Below are 20,076 nucleotides of genomic sequence, written 5' to 3' on the forward strand. Positions count from 1 at the left end.
AGAACTTGGAAGAAGCAATATACTGGTATAAAAAAGCACTTGCTAAGGTTGGAGATGAGATTTGTTTTAGTTGCGCACTAGTAAATTTAGGTGATACGTATATAGAAGCTGGACGCTATAAAGAAGCAGAAGAAATATTGCTTGCTGCAATAAAACGAGATTCTACTTTTGGAGGAATGTACAATCGACTTGGGAAAGTGTACTGGTTAACAAATAGATTTCAGGAATCAGAAGAAACATTTAAGAAGGAAATTCGCCTATCCAAAAGTGAAAGAGACCGCAGTATGGCTTATAATGAACTTGGAAACCTAAAATGGCAAATGGGTCGTATGCCGGAAGCAGAATCTTTCTATCTTAAATGTTTACAAGCTGATTCGTCTAATATCAATGGTTATTGGAACCTGGCCATACTTTACGAGCAAAAAGGAGAATATGCAAAGGCTGAATTGTTTTGCAGAGACTTAATAAAGTTAGATTCGATGGTATTTGAAGGTTTTGGATTTTTAGGACTTTTATGTGTAAAAACCAATAGACCAATCGAAGCAGAATTTTATGGACGAAAAGCTGTAAAACTGAAACCTACAATCGAAAATTATTGCTTGCTAGTCTCCATATTGACGATGATAAATAAGATTGATGATGCGTTTGAAGCCCTCGAACAATTGCTCGAAATTGACAAGAATTATGAATGGTTTCAAAAAGACCCAGATATCGCCCCCTTACGTACTCTTCCCAAGTGGAACGATTTAATGAGTAAATACTTCCCGGATAAAAAGTAGAATGAAAAATGAGAAGATTATGTATAGCATTTAATTTTTTAGCAACGATACTTTGTGCACAACAAAAAGGGACATCCCCACTATCAACTACCAACTCCCCCCTATCAACTATCAACCAACAACTATCAACTAATACGTATGCTGTCGTCGTTGGTATCTCCGATTATCAGGATAATAACATTTCTGATTTGAGGTTCGCTGACAAAGATGCGGAAGCTTTTGCGAATTTTTTAAGATCAAGTGCTGGAGGAAGATTAGATGTTGACCATTTAAAAGTACTATTAAATGAAAAAGCAACTGTGGCTCAATTTGCTATTGCGTTGGATTGGTTAATGGAAGTAGTGAAAGAAAATGATCAAGTTATCATATATTTTTCAGGTCATGGAGATGTAGAAAAAAAGACCATTACCCAACCAGGTTATCTTTTATGTTGGGATGCACCCTCAAGAGTTTATTTAGCAGGAGGCGCATTAGCCCTTCCTATGTTTCAAGATATTATTACAACGCTTTCTGCACAGAATAAAGCCAAAGTAATTGTCATTACTGATGCGTGTCGTTCTGGAAAATTAGCAGGAAGTTCAGTTAGGTGGATCGCAAATAACCGGTGCTAATCTTGCGAAACAATATTCCAATGAGATCAAAATTTTGTCCTGTCAACCCAATGAATATTCTATCGAAGGGGAACAATGGGGTGGAGGACGTGGAGCATTTAGTTATCACTTGATTGATGCGTTATATGGCATGGCCGATAACAATAATGATCTGATTGTAAATCTTCAGGAAGCAGGAAGATATATTGAAGATCATGTGAGTGCTGAGGTTGCACCAGTGAGTCAGGTGCCGATGGTATTGGGTAATAGAACGGAAGCATTGTCTAAAGTAGATCCAAACTTGCTAGCCTCAATTAAATCAGGAAAATCAAGTCAGATGGGCTTTTTATCATCTATTGATACCAGAGGAATGGAGGAAGATGTATTGGCCTTGGTAGATACTTCAGTACGATTGACTTATAAACTATTTAAACAAGCTATAAAGGATAAGATCTTTTTGGAACCGGCATCAGCATGTGCAGAAATGTATTATAATCAATTAATCAAAGAACCTAAATTAGAACGTTTACATTCAACTTTGAGAAGAAATTATGCAGCCGCACTTATGGATGAGGGTCAACAGGCTATCAACGATTTTGTGACAGGGAACGTGAAAGCTTGGGAAAAAATGGAAGAAGAAATAGGATTTAGCAATCGAAAGACGGCAGACAAGTTTTACCGAGCAGCAGCACTTTTGGGTGAAAAACATTACCTCTATTCAAAAGTAAAAGCAAAAGCACTTTATTTTGAAGCATTTACAGTATATCACCTTCCCATATCCTGGGATTCGGCAAACGTGTTGGACATAAGACTGATGAAGCAAGCTATTTCGTTGGATCCAGATTCACCTATTCTCTGGTATAACCTTGCGTTTTTTGTGACGACTGACAGTCTAGATTTTTATATCGATAGACTCAACGAACTGGTACCGAATTGGCCTGTTTGGAATGGCATGATTGGGTGGAGGTTTGAGAAAATTAATCCTGAACGGGCAGTTGGTTTTTATCAAAAAGCTATCACATTGGATTCTACATACTTAAAAGCATCAAACAGGCTTGCTCTGTTACTTGATACTATTGGACGTCATGAAGAAGCGACCCAGTATAGGGAGAAGATCGTGCGTATTGCATTGAGAAAAGTAGAAAAAAATGTAAAATCACTTGCACATGAGGAATGGTTTTCACTTCTCATATCTCTTTACAGATTGAATAGGGGTATTGAAACAGAGAAGCTTATAGAACAATACATTGCCTTGGATCCCAAAGAGTTATTAACTTATTGGACTTTGGCTGAGATGTATAGCAGACTGAGGCATTACAAAGAAGGGGAACAGATATTAAAAAGATACATTTTGTTGGATCCTACCAATTCAAATGTTTACTTGAGTATTGCCTATTTCCAAACAACTCAAAACCATATAGATCAAGCTTTTGGAACCCTGGAGCTTGCAATGAAAAATGGCTTAAATTATAGTTATTACGACGGTTTACAAACAGACCCCGAGATCGCCCCTCTTAGGGAGCGCACAGAGCAGTGGGATGCATTGATGAAAAAATATTTTCCCGAAAAAATAAAATAATCCAGTTAAGAATTGCTTATTTATTATACTGCCTATCGAAAATTTGTATAAATACTCAACAAAAGGAAGCTTCTTCTTTCAGGCCACACTAGCAAATTATTGATTTATCTTGATTCAGATTTCAATGCCTTGATAAAATAAATCTATCCATTATTTTTTTTTAAAGTCGCTTTATTTTATCCAGTATTTTTTCACGATACGTTTTACTCATAGGAATATTTATTTGATTCAATTGTATAGTTTCATCTTGTACATTTACAGATTGTATATATTTTGATTGAATGATATAACTTCTATGCGTTCTTATAAAAGCCGATGATGGCAATTTTTCTTCCAATTCTCCTAAAGGGATCCTAATGATGTATTTGTGTCCGGAAATAGTATGAATAATAGAATAGCGGTCGTCAGCTTCGATATAAAATATTTCAGTTAAAACTATTTTTACAAGCTTTTCACGAACTTTGATAAAAAAGCAATCACTTAAAATCAAATCGTTGTCTTGAAAGGAATGATTTTGATTTAGTTCCCCCAACTTTGCTACGGTCAATTCGATCACCCGTTGCAATTGTAATGGATTAAATGGCTTGATAATAAAACCCGCAGGTCCAATTTGTTGGACTCTGTTAAACGTTTCATCATCTGATAAGGAGGTAATAAAAATTACCGGTGTTTTTCTAATTTTATTGATATGGGATGCTAATTGGATTCCATCAATTTCTCCAATAATGTGAATATCCAATAAGAGTAAATCTGGACTTTTTCGATGAAAAAGATTGATGGCATCAAATGCATTGGTACAAGTTCCTGCAATCTCATAGCTCAAGCTTCCTACCAACCATTCCAATTGGGCGGCATATAGTGGGTCATCTTCTACAATTAAAATTTTCATAAGGCTTGGCTAATAATTTTATAATGAGGAATAAAAACAATTGCATAAACTCCAACATTTTCGTCAGATTTTAATTCAATCCATCCTTGATTCATCTCAGCAAGTTCTTTGCACAGAATAAGTCCAAGTCCAATACCTTTTTCGCCTTGAGAACCACGTTCGGTTTGTTTTTTAAAATTGAATACTTGTGATAACTTTTCTGGAGCTATGCCTTTGCCTGAATTAAAAATGGTCAATCGAACCATATCCTCTTTTATTTCGGATGAAATTTGAATTGTATTTAAAGCATTTATAGACGTAAATTTAACAGCATTCCCAATTAAATTACGTAGGATGGTATCAATTGCATTAGAATCTGCCCACACCTTTAAATCATCAGCTACTTTATTTATAATTTGAATTCCTTTGTTTTCTAATGTTTGTTCATACAACATTATATTTTCTCTAACACGAGTATTCAAAATAACCATTTCTGGAAGATAAGGAATTTCACCTCGATTCATGAGTGCCCATGAAAGTAAATTATCAAGTAACGAGCGAAGGTTCGTTGCACTTTTTGTAAGCAGCCCGGTGATATTTGCTATTTTTTGAGTATCTCCTTTTGCGAGGTAATCACTTAGCTGAGCACCTATTCCTTGGAAAGAGGCAAGTGGACCCCGCAAATCGTGTGCTATGATACCAAAGAACTTATCTTTAGTTTGACTTAGCTTGACAAGTTCTTGATTCTTATCATTAAGTTGATTTTTAGTGTTGTGTAGTTTTTGATAAAAGTAGATGCCAACGAATAGTAAAGTCAGTAATGAAACTCCAAGTGCTATGTAAAGATTGTTTTGTGTACCCAACAATTTATTTGCTTGTTGGGTACGATTATTTTCCTGTTCAATGTCCCCAATATTTTGTCGAATCCTTTCTTCAGCAAGTCTTTGTTGTAAATCTTGTGAAATCAGGCTATCCTTAAACAAGCTGTACTGCTCAAAATAAGTTAATGCATTCAAGTAATCGGATTTTTTTAAATAGATTTCTTTTAAAGTAAAAAGTGCTTTTGCTATCGATGATTTAGAATGTGACTGTTGACTCAAAGACAGACTTTGCATTGCTGTTTGAAGGGCCTCATCAATCTGATTGTTCTTTAAATAAATGCTGGACAATTCCTGTTGAGCTTCTGCACTCTCGATAATCATTTGTTTTGATTGATACCATTGTGCAGTTTTAGAAAAATGAGGTATTGCATTTTTTACATTGTTATTTGCCATTTCCAATCGGCCTAAGGCCAACCATACTTTTGGTAAATGAATGGAGTCTTGGTTGTTAATAAGTTCTTGTTCCAATATTTTCAATTCGTTGCCAGCCTGATTTGTTTTTTTAAAAATGATAAGTGCCGGAATCATATCTTCCCACACACCAAGTTGATAATATGGATTTTTTACTTTTTTAGAAATGGCCAATGCTTTTTGAAAATTTACAAGAGCTTGTTCGGTATCCTTCATAGAAAAAAAAATACGCCCTCTTAATTTATACAATTCGATATCTGCATTAGGGTCATCCAGTACATGATTCAAGGGTTCTATTTTTCGGGTAAGTTCAAGTGCCTTTGAGAGATTTCCCAGACGTAAATTCCAATCACAAATATTGTGCAGAGATACTACTTCGCGATACTGATCTCCGTTGAGTTGTGCTAATTTTAATGCATCTTCTTCAAATGCAAGGGCCTTTTGGTTGTCCCCTTTTTTAGCATAAATTAAGGATAAGGTGCTTAAGGCAAAAGCCTCACCCGTTGGGTTCCTCGCTTCTTGACTTAATTTCAATGCTCGTTCACAAACTGAAATAGCACGATCGAATTCACCGGTATTGCGGAGATTCCGTCCTAACTTACAAAGCAGATTGGCTAAAGAGACCGGATCATTTATAATGAGTTCTTGAAATTCCAGAGCGTGCACTAAATAAGGTATACTTTCTACATGCTTTCCTTCAGCAGCAAAGCCATCTGCTAGATGAATATAGGATTCAATTATTAAAGAATTATTTTTAGTTTTTAGAGCTAATTGCAAGGCCTCCTTGCCAGTATCAAACATGGCTAAGTAGTTATACTGTTTTCGATGCCATTCACATGATAATAGCAAGGCATGGACTTCATTCACAGTGTCCTTTAATTGTCTGGCTAGATATAATGCTTTAGTTGCTTCAATATGGGCAGAGGGAAGGTCGTCCTTTGACAAAAGTTTAGATAGTTCAAACTGCGCTTTAATTTTTTCAGCACCGGTCTTCAGTTCCGATATTCGATTTTGTAGGCTGTCCACGCTCACAGATTGGCTATTCAATACTAAGTGCAGGATTAGGTGGAAGAAAACATAGAGAATAACTTGCCTCATTTCATGGACTTATCAAGACAAAGATACGAATCAATGGAATGAAGAGGCCACTATCAAACATTCACACCTTGATTTATTAATGTTCGCAACCAAAATGGACGCTTTCACACCCTTTGTATCATCGGAGCTATTTACCATATTTAACTTTATGTTCTTAATTAAAATTAAAACTAAAAAAAATGAAACTAAATTTATTTTTTATCGCCTTGTGTTCGATAACATCAATTTTACAAGCACAACCGGGGAAAGTTAAAATTATTGTACCAGCTAATACCAATCCGGCGGGTGGAGCAGCATCTTCAACTTTAGAAACTATTTTCTTTGAAGCCGGAAGTTCTGAATTGCCCTCCACAATACAGTACGACAAGGTAACTTGGACAGGACAATTAATGAATCAGTCGACTATTCCTCTTACTTTAAGTAATAACGCAGAAGCATCAGGTGCAGCTTATCAGGAATTAACCAGTCCTGAAGGTCAAGTAAGAGGTATTATGAGCTTTTTTGATGATATTATATATGTTAAGGAATGTTGTGGTTGGAATGGAACTTGGACACCCAACAAGACAAATGATACATTTGAAGCTAAATGGTGGCATCCAGAACAACAAGGATTCAGTACAGATATTTTGAATCTGAAGTCCTTTAATACAATGACAGGAGAGGTTGTTTTTGATCGTCCCAGCAATAATGGAACCTATTCAGCGATCTATGATCCATTAACAAAGAAACTATTAAACGGCAAAGCTTCCTGGTATCCTCAAGGAGAAGGCTGGTCCGGACAAATTAAATAGTAAATATTATTTTTTTAGGATTCGCACTCATAAAGAGTTGATAAAAAGAGTTTATTGGATTTAGTTTCAATAAACTCTTTTTATTTGGCATAAAACTAATATATATCATGCTGGGCATTTTAAGTTTTATGCACAAATTGATGCGGAAATCAAGATTTGACGTTAATTGGTTAGGATACTTTAAAAAAAAATGATTTTTTTAAAATAAAAATTTAAGATCTTTACTTTAATTTATTTCGATTTAAAGTATTTTTAAAGTTTATATAGACCTTAAATTTACAATCTTTGAGTTTATAACTACCAACATTACTTCAAATCGTACAAATGAAACGCCTGATTTTAATTTATTCATTTGCTTATTTAATTGAATCATTATTTGCGCAACAAAAAGGTGTTATTGGGCTATCAACTATCAACCAACAACTATCAACTAATACGTATGCCGTCGTCGTAGGCATCTCCGATTATCAAGATCCAGGAATTCCTGATCTTCGTTTTGCAGATAAAGATGCAGAGGCATTTGCCAATTATTTAAGATCCAACGCTGGCGGTAAGCTCGACAGCGACCATTTAAAAGTCCTGATCAACTCCAATGCTACCATGGCCCAATTTGCAAATGCACTGGATTGGCTCTGGGAAGTATGTAAAGAAGGCGATCAAGCGATCATTTATTTTTCCGGACATGGTGATGTGGAGAAAAAAAGTTTGACCCAACCCGGATTTTTATTGTGTTGGGATGCACCTGCGAGGGTGTATATGGCAGGCGGCGCATTTGCATTGCCGATGTTGCAAGAAGTTGTATCTACTCTTTCGATACAAAATAAAGCCAAGGTCATAGTGATCACTGACGCTTGTCGTTCAGGAACATTGGCAGGAAGTTCGGTGGGTGGATCACAAGCCACGGCTGCCAATCTGGCCAAACAATTTGGCAATGAAATCAAAATCATGTCTTGTCAACCCAATGAATATAGCATTGAAGGCGAACAATGGGGCGGAGGACGTGGAGCATTTTCTTATCATCTTCTCGATGCACTTTACGGAATGGCAGATAACAACAAAGATTTATGGGTGACCTTACAGGAAGTTGGAAGATATCTTGAGGACCATGTAACCAATGAAGTGGCTCCTGTCAGTCAGGTGCCCATGATTGTAGGAAATCGCAACGAACGATTGGCTAGCGTAAACGAAAAATTAGCAGCCTCCATAAAATCCGGCAAAACCAACCAGATGATGTTGTCGGCTATAGAAGCAAGAGGTATTGAAGAGGATGTATTGGCTAAATTGGATACAAACACTAAAGTTACCTATCAACTTTTCAAAACTGCATTAAAAAATAAAAATTATTTACCTGGTCCGACAGCGTCGGGAGAACCGGATTATGCATGTGCAGAATACTATTACAATCAATTAATCAATGAGCCCAAACTGGAGCGTTTGCATGCAACCATGAAGCGAAATTATGCCGCTGCACTGCAAGACGATGCACAACAGGTCATAAACATTTGGTTAGCTGCTGACGTCCAGCAATTACAATGTATCGGCAAAAGCATAAATCTCGAACAAATACCTCGCTTATTAGATAGAGCATCTACACTGCTGGGGGAGGAACATTATATGCATCGATCTTTGCAAGCGCGAAAATTTCTTTTTCAGGGAATCAATTTGTTGCATCATGTAAATCCGGATGAAGACCTTGCAAGAAAATGCCTGCCTTTATTCGAGAAGTCAATGGAATTAGAACCTCAATCTCCGCTTCCATTGCATCGAATGTGCATGCTCTATATAAATCAACTGCGTAAAGCTGATTCAGCTTTTATTTGCGCTGAAACAGCACGCAATCTAGCTTCCAATTGGGTTCTTCCTTATTCTGATCTTGCGGGTATTTTCTGCGCTCAAAAAAAATTAGAACTTGCAAGAAAAGCTTTGCTTATAGCAGAAAAAATAGATTCAGTACATCCATATGTAATAAATCAGTGGGCTTTGTTGAATAGGTTATTAGGTAATAAAGAACTGGCATTGACCTTGATGAATAAATACAAGGAATCCGGAGGTCCTGTTTATCCATGTTGGTACAATGATTTAGGAATGATTTATTTAGAGTCAGGTAAATTCAAAGAAGCAGAAGAAGAATTTCATAAAGCTTTGGCAATGGATTCATCCAATATTTCTGTAATGAATAACCTTGGATCTTTATACAATCAAACCCGTCGATTTGAAGAAGCAGAGCCCATGTTTAAAAAAATTGTTTCGATTGATCCAACGCAAATCGTAAGTTGGAACAACCTAGGTTCTTTATACAATCAAACCCGTCGTTATGTGGAAGCCGAACCGATTTTTAAAAAAACCCTCATGCTTGATTCGTCTCAATACAAAGCATGGAACAATCTGGGTTTTTTATATATCCAAACGCAACGTTATGCTGAAGCAGAGCTCACATTACTAAAAGCTATTAAACTGGATTCTACTTATACATTTTCTTGGAACAACTTAGGGGGTTTGTATATAATTACCCATCGGTATTCTGAAGCGGAGCCGATTTTCAAAAAAGTCATTTCTCTCGATTCTTTGTTTGCAAATCCTTACAAACATCTTGGTATGGCTTATTTCAAAACAAATCGTCCCGCCGAGGCACGTAAAAATTTTCTTAAAGCTATTGCGCTTAATCCCAATTACGCAGGAGCCATGCTCGGCATGGCATACACCCTTACACCCGAAGGGAAAACAGAAGAAGCCATGAATTGGATTGAAAAAACTATCAACAAAGGAAGCACATGGGATCAGCTTGAAAATGACGAAGACCTCTTGACGCTGCGCAGTTTGCCAGAGTGGAACGAGTTGATGAAGAAGTATTTTCCGGATAAAGTAAAATAGTACATGATAGCGTTAAATGTTATTTTATTAAGGGTACTTATTATTTAAATTCGTTGTGTTTAATTAATAAAAGTATGGAATATTACTATGTGGAATCAAATGCATTAAATTCCATTTCAAAGATTAATTTGTATTTTTGAACCGATCGAATTATTTTAGTAATAGAATGTATACGTATTAAATTCAACACGCAATGAGAATTTTAGTAGTATTATTTTTAGTTGTTTCAATTGGTCAACCAAAGGCGCAATCCCCATCCTGGAAACTTTGGGCAAGCGGCTTGCCTACGGGTGTGTATCCTCGAATGGCAGTTGCACCCAATCATGATATATTTTATGCATTGTTAGGAGCTGGTACCCAATTGGGCTTAATCTATAAAGCAAACACACGAGATAAAATACCTGCTTTTGTGCCATTGCCTCAAGTACCCAGACCAAGTTCGATACAAAACAATATCGTTGCCCTTGGTTACAATAAATTCAGTGAACCCATAGCAGGAATTTATCGCACGGATGCATCACAACCCTGGTTGTTTCGATTTGATACACAAAAAATGATATGGGACACCGCTACATCGCAAACCATTCCTTCATTGGGAGGGCATTGCATTGCTACAGCTTCCAATGGAACCATTTATGTGGGTACCCGTTGGGCCTATATTTATAAATCTACAGATGACGGAAGAACCTTTACAGCAATCGACGATAGCAAATTAATAAAGGATGCATATCCTTGTTATTTACCAAGTTTCAACGGATCGGTATACAATGGTGCTATCTTTTCTATTGCAATAGATCGCAATGGTAGAGTATATGCTGGTACAGAAACAGCTGGGGTCATTTATTCTGATGATGAAGGAATTAGCTGGCACCCTGCCGATTTAATGGCTTGTCAAGCAAACGATAATACACAAAAAGATACCAGCAGCAGTATGAAGGCATTATCAATTAGTGGAAATGTAGCAGCATTGGGTTTTACCAAGGATCAACAATTGGTTTGGTCAGGAGTAGACATGTGGTCATTGGGTTGGAAAAACAAGATGGGTTTTGCCAATTTTATTTCGAAATCTGTTATGGAACTTAATGGATTGCCAGATTACTTAGTTCAAACGGGTCAGCAAATTTCAAAAATCGTTACTACAAATTCCGGACAAATGTTTTTTCATTCAGGAAATTCTAATGGAACCAATCAAAGTGATGTTGGTATTTATACATCCCGCGATGGCATCAATTGGAAATTGTTTAATGATGGCATCACCGGTCAAAACGATGGACGCTCTCAAGGTTCATTGGCAGTTGATGGAAATAAAGTATTCATGGCTACTCAAGACGGTTTGGTATGGATCTATGAAGACAGCCTTGGCATCAGTAATAACAATGAGATTTATAAAACGCTTTCCCTTTCTTTGTATCCGAATCCTGCTTCGGATATGCTGCACATAACATTGAAGTCCCAGAATTCAACTCCGGCAGACTTGTTTATTACAAATGCAATGGGTCAAATTGTGAAAAAAATTTCCATTCAAAACAAACTTGAATTTGATCTTGATATCAGTGACTTGCAAGTTGGTTGTTATTCAATCTCTTATATGGGTTCATACAAATTTGTAAAAATTTAAATTTGGAATCCAAGTTTTCAAAATTAAATGCTTGCCTACATTTTATCTAATTTTCTATGAAACTGCAAACTGAAATTGAAATAAGACCAGCAACTAGTTCAGACGTTTCTGCAATTGGTATTATTGGAAAAACAAGTTTTATAGAATCACATGGCCACAGCGCTTCCCTAAAAGATATTAACTGCTACATTGAAACTGTATACGATGAAAATACGGTACTGTCGGAGCTGAATGATCCATCCAATATGTACCATCTTTTGTTTTACCAATCAAAATTGGCCGGATATTCTAAAATCAAACTCAACACTGCATGCGATTGGGTTCAAATAAGAGCAATAGCCAAACTCGATCGCTTGTATCTTTTGCAATCGTATTACGGACAGAAACTGGGTTATCAACTCATGGATTATAATTTGCAATTAGCACGCAATGGTCAACAGAAGGGGATATGGCTCTTTACATGGATTGAAAATCACAGGGCCATTTCATTTTATAATAAATTCGGTTTTAAAATTGTCGGGAAAGCGGATTTTAGAATTTCAGAAAATCATGTGAATCCAAATCATATCATGTTCCTAAATTTAATTAATGCATGATTGATTTTTTATTACCATTGATTGTATAAAAAAGCAGAAAAGTTCTTTAAAGTTTTTCTAAAAGCCACGTCTCCAACTTTCTTAGGACCTTACTTTTGGAATGCTTTTTTCAACAACAATTGAATGTCTTCATCCGGCTCAATTTGATCCATTTGTTGCATGATCCAGGGAATGCGAAAAGAAACATAGGGTGAAACTGGTTTTACTTTGTAACGCTTCGGATTGGGAAGACAAGCAGCAATTTTAGCAGCCTCTTCCCGACTCAGGTATTTGGCATCTTTATTAAAATATTTTTTGGAAGCAGCTTGTATACCAAATACACCATCCCCCATTTCTGCAATATTCAGGTATGTTTCAATAATCCTTTTCTTACTCCATAAGGTTTCTATCATTAAGGTGAAATATACTTCCAATCCCTTTCGGATCCAGGAGCGGCCTTGCCATAAAAAAACATTTTTTGCAACTTGTTGGCTAATGGTTGAAGCACCACGCATCTTTTTTGGTTTTCGCTTATTGTATTCCAGTGCTTTTTCAATGCTTTCCAAATCAAATCCATAATGTTCAGCAAATAGCTGATCTTCTGCTCCCATAACCGCTAGTACAGCATTGCTTGAAATATTTTTAAGACAGACGTATTCCCTTTTTAATCCATGGCCACTTACCAGACTCCCAAACTGGGTGGCCGTAATCGGTGGAAAAAATAGCATCAAATAGAAGAAATATAAAAAATGGAGGGACACAAGGGTCAATACCCAAGTCAATATCTTGTAGTACCAGGCCCAGGACTTGTAAGCATGGTAGAACCGAAGCAATTGATACTTAACAGAATAGAGTATTTTCTTCGGAATCGTTTTCATAAATATTCTCTGCTCAAATTTATATACATTTGGCAGAAAATCAATTGTATGATTTGGCTATTACGTGTAATTGCCTTTTTTGGTGCTTGTTTCTTTTTATTGCCTTTTTTCAGAGTGGAAGATCCGTTCCGCTCGATTGCCTTGCGTTTCTTTTCAATTCCAGGCAAAGCCAAAATTTATAATCACAGCTGTGAAGGAGATCGTGTGTATTTATATGAATACAGTTTTAATAGCGATAGCTTCCAACAGCGATACGATGGATATAATGAAATACTGGATTATAAAATTCCGGAAAACATTCGTTGCAAAGGAACCGTATTTCCACAAGTTGATATCGACATTCGCTACTTTCCTTATTTCAGATTCTGGAGCGAACCCATGGATGCTGAACGTCCCTCCTTTATTTTGTTTTTAATGGTAAATGTGGTTAAACTATGTTCAATCCTATTGTTGATTCTTACTTTTATAAGAAAACGGAATTAACAATTCTACAATTCTGCAATTCTGCAATTCTGCAATTCTGCAATTCTGCAATTCTGCAATTCTACAATTCTACAATTCTACAATGCTGTAATGCTACAATGTAAATGCTCTATAAAATTCAGCGTATTTAAAATTATTTATAATTTTATTTTTTTATACAATTGTATAATTTTTACTTTAGCCCCAAATCAGTAGTCAGTAATTAATAGTCAGTAGTCAAAAAAAATGCCTCTAGCCTCTAGCCCCAAATCAGTAGTCAGTAATTAATAGTCAGTAGTCAAAAAAAATGCCTCTAGCCTCTAGCCGCAAATCAGTAGTCAGTAATTAATAGTCAGTAGTCAAAAAAAAATGCATCTAACCTCTAGCCCCAAATCAGTAGTCAGTAATTAATAGTCAGTAGTCAAAAAAAAATGCCTCTAGCCTCTAGCCGCAAATCAGTAGTCAGTAATTAATAGTCAGTAGTCAAAAAAATGCATCTAACCTCTAGCCCCAAATCAGTAGTCAGTAATTAATAGTCAGTAGTCAAAAAAAAATGCCTCTAGCCTCTAGCCGCAAATCAGTAGTCAGTAATTAATAGTCAGCCTCTAGCCTCTAGCCTCTAGCCTTCCTTTCTTCCTTATTGAACCTTTGAACCATTGCAGGATTGAACCATTCTAATTCCTCCTGTTCATCGGGTGAAATTGCAATACCGTTTCACGTAAGTAATTTAAATCTAAATGCGTATAAATTTCTGTGGTCGTAATACTTTCATGTCCTAACATTTCCTGAACAGCTCTTAAATTGGCTCCACCTTCAACCAAATGGGTTGCAAACGAATGTCTAAACGTATGTGGACTTACATGTTTTTTTATTCCGGCTTTTGCAACATTTTCTTTGACCATTTGAAATACCAGCGTGCGGGATAATTTTTTTCCAAACCGATTTAAAAATAAATAATCTTCATAACCTTTTACAACCGGCAAGGTGTTTCGATAGGATATTTTATATAATTTAATTTGATTTAATGCTTTTTGACCAATCGGAATCAATCGCTCTTTATTGCCTTTTCCAATCACTTTAATCATGGTCTCTTCTTCAAAAATATTGGAACACAAGAGTTCGACCAGTTCACTGACACGAAGGCCACACGAATACAAAGTTTCTAAAATGGCCTTGTCCCGATGTCCAAAATCCTTACTTAAATCTACTGCGGCAAAAATTGCTTCAATTTCTTCAATGTGCAAGACATCAGGAAGGTTTCGTTTAAGTTTAGGCCCTTCAATCAGTTCAGTTGGATTTATTTGTATGAGCTCTTCAATCAATAAATATTTATAAAACGCTTTGATGCCTGAAAGGATTCGGGCCTGCGATCGTTCTTCTAAACCAAATTGTTGTAACCAGGATAAAAAATCTTCGACATCATCCATCTGAATCACCTCTGGACTTAACTGAGGGGTCTTTGACTCTGCATAATGTTGTAATTTATCTAAATCACGCAGGTATGCATCTACGGAATGAATGGCCATAGAACGCTCCAATTTCAAATAATTTACAAATCCTTCCCGTGCAGAATGCCAATCCATACGGTAAAAGTAAAGGGAATATCAATTAAAGCGTTAAGTCGTTTGTGTGAACATTTATAATTAGTTCTATTATTGTTGAAAATCCCAAACTTGGGGTTTAAACCCCAAGTTTGGGATTTTCAAATGCTCGTTTAGATTTTTACATAAATGGCTTTAATTTATGTAGCGCTATTTTCTTATGATTTAGTAAAATTTATCAAATCGAAAGTCTCTTTCCTTTCAAATCGCTTATTTTTGGCTTTTTAATTTGTATGGATTTAAACCGAACAGCAGCTCAACAAATGGACGAACAGGATCCATTGAAGCATTTTAGGACTCAATTCCTGTTGCCAAAAACCAAAACTGAAAAAGAGGCCATTTACTTTTGTGGAAATTCATTAGGGCTTCAACCGGTTAAGACCAAAGCTTATGTCGAACAAGAACTAACAGATTGGGCAAATTTTGGTGTCCACGGCCATCATCAGGCAAAACATGCCTGGTTGCCTTACCACGAATTTCTTACTGATTCTATGGCCCGTATTATAGGTGCAAAGCCAATTGAAACGGTGGTGATGAATACACTTACCGTCAATTTGCATTTAATGTTGGTTAGCTTTTACCGACCGGAAGGAAAACGAACTAAAATATTGATTGAACACAGTTGCTTTCCTTCAGATCGCTATGCTGTAGAATCTCAAATTCGATTTCATGGCTATGATCCAGCCACTCAGTTGATGATTCTCCAACCAGAACCAGGGGAAGCCTATGTTTCAAGAGAAACCATTGAAAACGTTTTCAAAAATCAAGGCGATGAAATTGCATTGGCTTTAATTGGTTCTGTAAATTACTACAGCGGACAAGCATATCCTATAAAATTTATAACCGAATTGGCGCATCAAAGCGGTTGTATGGTTGGATTTGATCTGGCACATGGCGCCGGTAACCTTCTTCTTAAATTGCATGACGATGGTCCTGATTTTGCAATCTGGTGTGGTTACAAATATTTGAATGGGGGTCCAGGGAGTCTTGCCGGGTGTTTTGTCCATGAGCGACATGCTTACAGTTATGACATGCCGCGTTTTACCGGCTGGTGGGGACACAACAAAAAATCACGATTTAAAATGAGTCCGCATTTTGAAATCATGTCCGGTGCAGAAGGTTGGCAGTTGAGCAATCCTCCCATTTTACCTATGGCATGTTTGCGTGCATCCTTTGAATTATTTGATGATGCCGGTATGGATAATTTGCGATTGAAATCCATGCAATTGGGAAATGTCTTGTTTAATTTAATGGATGAAATGGATCACCCCAAACTGAACATAATTACACCCCGTTCAGAAGCAGAAAGAGGATGCCAAATTTCCATTCAATTGAAAGATGCCGATAAAACGATTTTTAATAAACTTACAGAAGCTGGTGTCATAGCAGATTGGCGCGAACCAGATGTAATTCGTCTTGCACCGGTTCCACTTTACAATAGGTTTACAGACATTTTTGATTTCATTCAAATTTTAAAGCAAGCGCTAAATGATTGATCAAAATAAAACCATTCAAATTGCAGGTTGTGGTCTGGTGGGAAGTTTACTTGCCTTGCGTTTATTGCAACGAGGATTTGATGTTACCGTGTACGAATCCCGACCAGATATGCGCAAAGCAACAATCAGTGCAGGACGATCGATCAATCTGGCACTTTCTCATCGGGGAATCCAAACATTAAAACTGGCAGGACTCGAAACGGAATTATTGGCAAACGCTATAAAAATGGAAGGCCGTTTAATACACGACCTGGAAGGTCAATTGGTATATCAGGCATATAGTTCAAGACCTGGTGAATATATAAATTCCATTTCAAGACGCACCCTCAATGTGATCTTGATGGATGCCATTGAAAAAATAAAACCGAATGCGATTCAGTTTAATACCCAATTAAAAAAAATTAATACTCAAACAAATAAAGCTTTTTTTGAAAATGAATCTAAAATTTCAGAAGAACGATTATTTGATTTAATAATTGGGACCGATGGAGCTGCATCGGCATGCAGGCAATATTTTATGGAACAATCTGCCCGTTTGCATTTTAATTATTCACAAGTATTTCAAAATTATGGATACAAGGAATTAACGATTCCTCCAGGAGCAAATGGCGAATTTTTATTAGAAAAAAATGTGTTACACATTTGGCCACGAGGCCATTTTATGATGATTGCACTTCCAAATCCCGATGCAACATTCACTGCAACCTTGTTCTTGCCTTATCACGGATCTGAAAGCTTTGAAGTTTTAAATAATGAAAATCAGTTAGTAAACTTTTTTGAAACCTATTTTAAAGATGCCATTTCATTAATTCCCCAATTAACGAGTGAGTTTTTCCACAATCCTACCGGACATCTTTATACAGTAAAATGTTCACCATGGCATGATGAAGATAAAATTCTTTTAATGGGAGATGCGGCTCATGCCATTATTCCTTTTTATGGCCAGGGAATGAATTGTGGTTTCGAAGATGTCTTCGTATTTGATAAACTGCTTGATGAGAAAATGGATTGGCAATCAATTTGTAAAACATTTTCAGAAATTAGAAAACCAAATTCGGATGCAATAGCCGATTTGGCGGAAGATAATTTTATAGAAATGCGCGATAAAGTTGCAGACCCTGTTTTTCAAAGAAAACGCAAACTCGAGATGCAATTGGAAAAACAATTTCCCGAATATTATTCTAAATATGCAATGGTTACCTTCAGGCCGGATATATCCTATCGCGATGCCATGATAAAAGGCCGCCTTCAAGATGCTTTGCTAATGAACCTATGCAGTTCAGAAAAAACAGACTGGACCCCAGATGAACTAAAAGAAATTTATCAACAACTTAAATCGATTGAATAATTTGGGGAAATGTTCCAATGGTCCAATGTTCCAATGGTTCAATGAATAATGGGATCTTTCATTGAAAATTGCTCATTGAGCATTGCTCATTGAACATTTAATACGTGCTTTGGAGAAATAATGCTCCCAAAAGAAAACTTCAACCTTCATCAACACGAATTTAATTTATTAAAAAAGTCAACCTGTTTTAGATAAGGACAGACAATCAACTAACAACGATCACCTATCAACTAATTAATTTCTCGCAGAGGCGCAAAGAATTGCAAGTGTTCCTCCTATCAACTAACAGCCTAACAGCCTAACAGCCTAACAGCCTAACAGCCCAACAGCCCAACAGCCTATCCCCTATTCCCAATATCATCCATACAACTCAAACCGTATGTGTTCTCGTGGGACTTTAAATTCAGAAAATAAATTTAACACAGCTTCATCAATCATGGCACTCCAGCCACAAATAAGAAAAGTACTTTTTGTTGAATCTATAGTATTGTTTTGAAGCAAGGTTTTATAAACTGGGTGTACATATCCGGAATGGATAAAAACTGATGGTGAATTAAATTCAACCAATTTGGATTCACGTGATAGGCAAATATGGGTACTGAAATTTAAAACATCCTGTGGCCATTGCAATAATTCAGATTTATAAATGATATCCTCCAGGGTTCTGGTTCCATAAATTAGCTGGATGGAATCAAATGTGATTTTTTGTTCTATGATTTTTTGAATCATGGCTCTAAAAGGGGCAAGTCCGGTGCCCGTACAAATTAGAATTAAATTTTGAGAAGTTTGATCGGGAAGGATAAACGTACCTTCCGGACCTTTGCATTTAAATTGATCTCCTATTGAAATGTTTTTAAAAAAGTATTCAGATGCCGGTCCCCCTTCCTTATAGGAAATGCAAAATTCAATTTCGTGATTTCCTGGATTCCAGTTTGCAATGCTGTAACTACGCCAGCGTTGTGCTCTTTTTTCTCCAATGGGAAGATCACAGGTTAAAAATTGACCGGCCTCATATTCAAATAAGCTATCAGATTCTATACGAAAGATGAATCGACGGGTAAATTCCGTTTCATGGATAATTTTATCTAATTGCAGAGGATACCAGATAGCCGAGGGCATTGTTTAGGTTTCAGAATATATAACAGGAAAGCAGCCTAAAGGATTAATTCAGCATAGGGAATTACCTTTTCGTAGCCTTTAGCTTTAAAATAAGATTCAAGTGCTTCTTTGCCGTTGCTTGCTGTAGCCAGTACAATATCTCCACCCCAGGCACCCAATGATTTAATTTCGCCTTGAAAATCCGGAAAATTTTGGTCTTTTATGCGTTGGATGCCCGTATAATTCGAAATCAAAGACTCATGTTGTGCAATCCAGTTTTCAAATTGTGTTAATGAGTGTATGTCAAGTAATTTATTCGTAAGATCACTGGCTTCCTGGATAATTTTTTTATCAGGTTTTTGCTGTTTAGCCTTTTCTACAGCTTCTTTACTGCTTGTTTTTTGATTAAGGGGTATAAAAAACAATTTGTCTTGAAAACTAGGTTTGAAATCAATTTCTTCCAAATCAATGGAGCCATCTCCTAAGGTATAAAGTATGGGTCCTTCTGCACCGGCGCAGGCAACATCATAGCCGGAGCCCTGTTCAACGTCAAAATATAAATGGTATGGATTGACATCAGCCCACGAAGCCATATTAAAAATTAAAGTCGAACTGGATCCAAGTCCCCAGGAGTTAGGAAACTCGAGGTAGTGATCTACTTTATATTTTTTCCAATGAGATAAAAATTCTGAATTGTTTTGACAACAGGCCTTTAATAATTTTCTAAGAAATTTTCCGGTTTCAGGGTGACTGGATTCCGTCACATCAAATCCCATGAGGTCAATTTCTGCAGAAAACCACTTTTTGCCATCTGGTCCGTAAGAATTCCAAATAATTTCGGAACCGTTCAATTCCTGTACCTTCATTTTCTGGCCCAAACGGGTAGGCAAAGCCAAAGCGGTAGCACCAAAAAGTACAAGGTACTCTGAACTTAATAACACTTTGCCCCGGGCGTAAAATTCAGCTTTAATAAATATTGGATTTTCGAAATCCTGGCGAAGATAGGAATTTGTTTATATATATGTATTTTTAATATGATTTTGCGGTGCCAAGTACTTAGAAGTATTAAAATTATCCTAAAATAAGGCTAAAATGGCCCGTCAGCTATGGCTACAAGGCTTGGAGTGCGTTA

The 20,076-nt window shown here is 36.6% G+C and carries 16 protein-coding genes; 10 read left to right on the forward strand and 6 right to left on the reverse strand.

Going from position 1 to position 20,076, the window contains the following annotated elements; genetic code table 11:
- Window positions 1-5 precede the first annotated feature (5 nt).
- The 3 genes from IPK91_11175 to IPK91_11185 are packed head-to-tail and all read left to right on the forward strand — an operon-like array spanning window position 6 to window position 2,948.
- Window positions 6-779, forward strand: coding sequence for a tetratricopeptide repeat protein (locus tag IPK91_11175; protein ID MBK8297817.1), 774 nt, complete (start codon window positions 6-8; stop codon window positions 777-779).
- An 8-nt stretch (window positions 780-787) separates the two neighbouring features.
- Entirely contained in the window at window positions 788-1,390 is a 603-nt protein-coding gene (locus tag IPK91_11180; protein ID MBK8297818.1) for a caspase family protein, read from the forward strand.
- A 34-nt stretch (window positions 1,391-1,424) separates the two neighbouring features.
- On the forward strand, window positions 1,425-2,948 hold the full coding sequence (locus IPK91_11185) for a hypothetical protein (GenBank protein ID MBK8297819.1): 1,524 nt from the start codon (window positions 1,425-1,427) through the stop codon (window positions 2,946-2,948).
- A 160-nt stretch (window positions 2,949-3,108) separates the two neighbouring features.
- On the opposite strand, the gene IPK91_11190 is transcribed toward IPK91_11185, so the two are convergent.
- Both IPK91_11190 and IPK91_11195 read right to left on the reverse strand, forming a co-directional pair.
- Entirely contained in the window at window positions 3,109-3,837 is a 729-nt protein-coding gene (locus IPK91_11190; GenBank protein ID MBK8297820.1) for a response regulator, read from the reverse strand.
- A complete protein-coding gene (locus IPK91_11195) occupies window positions 3,834-6,134 on the reverse strand; it encodes a tetratricopeptide repeat protein (protein MBK8297821.1) in 2,301 nt (766 codons plus the stop codon). The genes IPK91_11190 and IPK91_11195 overlap by 4 nt, the downstream gene beginning before the upstream one ends.
- 251 nt (window positions 6,135-6,385) lie before the next feature.
- On the opposite strand from IPK91_11195, the gene IPK91_11200 reads away from it, so the two are divergent.
- The 4 genes from IPK91_11200 to IPK91_11215 all read left to right on the forward strand — a co-directional run bounded on the left by IPK91_11200 (window position 6,386) and on the right by IPK91_11215 (window position 12,082).
- Window positions 6,386-6,997, forward strand: a complete 612-nt coding sequence (locus IPK91_11200) for a hypothetical protein (GenBank protein ID MBK8297822.1) — start codon at window positions 6,386-6,388, stop codon at window positions 6,995-6,997.
- A gap of 324 nt (window positions 6,998-7,321) precedes the next feature.
- On the forward strand, window positions 7,322-9,868 hold the full coding sequence (locus tag IPK91_11205; protein MBK8297823.1) for a tetratricopeptide repeat protein: 2,547 nt from the start codon (window positions 7,322-7,324) through the stop codon (window positions 9,866-9,868).
- Window positions 9,869-10,061: 193 nt separating this feature from the next.
- Window positions 10,062-11,486, forward strand: a complete 1,425-nt coding sequence (locus IPK91_11210) for a T9SS type A sorting domain-containing protein (GenBank protein MBK8297824.1) — start codon at window positions 10,062-10,064, stop codon at window positions 11,484-11,486.
- A gap of 56 nt (window positions 11,487-11,542) precedes the next feature.
- Complete coding sequence (locus tag IPK91_11215; protein ID MBK8297825.1) at window positions 11,543-12,082, forward strand: GNAT family N-acetyltransferase; 540 nt, start codon at window positions 11,543-11,545, stop codon at window positions 12,080-12,082.
- 89 nt (window positions 12,083-12,171) lie between these two features.
- On the opposite strand, the gene mtgA is transcribed toward IPK91_11215, so the two are convergent.
- Window positions 12,172-12,939 (reverse strand): monofunctional biosynthetic peptidoglycan transglycosylase, encoded by a 768-nt coding sequence (gene mtgA, locus IPK91_11220; GenBank protein ID MBK8297826.1) that lies wholly within the window; start codon window positions 12,937-12,939, stop codon window positions 12,172-12,174.
- Window positions 12,940-12,987: 48 nt separating this feature from the next.
- On the opposite strand from mtgA, the gene IPK91_11225 reads away from it, so the two are divergent.
- Window positions 12,988-13,422, forward strand: a complete 435-nt coding sequence (locus IPK91_11225; protein MBK8297827.1) for a hypothetical protein — start codon at window positions 12,988-12,990, stop codon at window positions 13,420-13,422.
- 653 nt (window positions 13,423-14,075) lie between these two features.
- Here IPK91_11225 and xerD read toward each other — a convergent pair.
- The gene (gene xerD, locus IPK91_11230; protein ID MBK8297828.1) at window positions 14,076-14,984 is read right to left on the reverse strand and encodes a site-specific tyrosine recombinase XerD; all 909 of its coding nucleotides are present in this window, start codon (window positions 14,982-14,984) and stop codon (window positions 14,076-14,078) included.
- Between the two features lie 251 nt (window positions 14,985-15,235).
- Between xerD and kynU the strand changes: the two genes are divergently transcribed.
- Both kynU and IPK91_11240 read left to right on the forward strand, forming a co-directional pair.
- Window positions 15,236-16,498 carry a kynureninase gene (kynU, locus tag IPK91_11235; protein MBK8297829.1) on the forward strand — a complete coding sequence of 421 codons (1,263 nt, stop codon included), beginning with the start codon at window positions 15,236-15,238 and terminating at the stop codon, window positions 16,496-16,498.
- A complete protein-coding gene (locus IPK91_11240; GenBank protein ID MBK8297830.1) occupies window positions 16,494-17,846 on the forward strand; it encodes an FAD-dependent monooxygenase in 1,353 nt (450 codons plus the stop codon). The genes kynU and IPK91_11240 overlap by 5 nt, the downstream gene beginning before the upstream one ends.
- A 357-nt stretch (window positions 17,847-18,203) precedes the next feature.
- Here IPK91_11240 and IPK91_11245 read toward each other — a convergent pair whose 3' ends face one another.
- Window positions 18,204-18,965, reverse strand: coding sequence for an FAD-dependent oxidoreductase (locus IPK91_11245; GenBank protein MBK8297831.1), 762 nt, complete (start codon window positions 18,963-18,965; stop codon window positions 18,204-18,206).
- A gap of 35 nt (window positions 18,966-19,000) precedes the next feature.
- Window positions 19,001-19,885, reverse strand: coding sequence for a GHMP kinase (locus IPK91_11250; GenBank protein ID MBK8297832.1), 885 nt, complete (start codon window positions 19,883-19,885; stop codon window positions 19,001-19,003).
- Window positions 19,886-20,076: the final 191 nt, after the last annotated feature.

The sequence above is a fragment of the Saprospiraceae bacterium genome, assembly GCA_016712145.1.
In the GTDB taxonomy this organism is placed as follows: Bacteria; Bacteroidota; Bacteroidia; order Chitinophagales; family Saprospiraceae; genus Vicinibacter.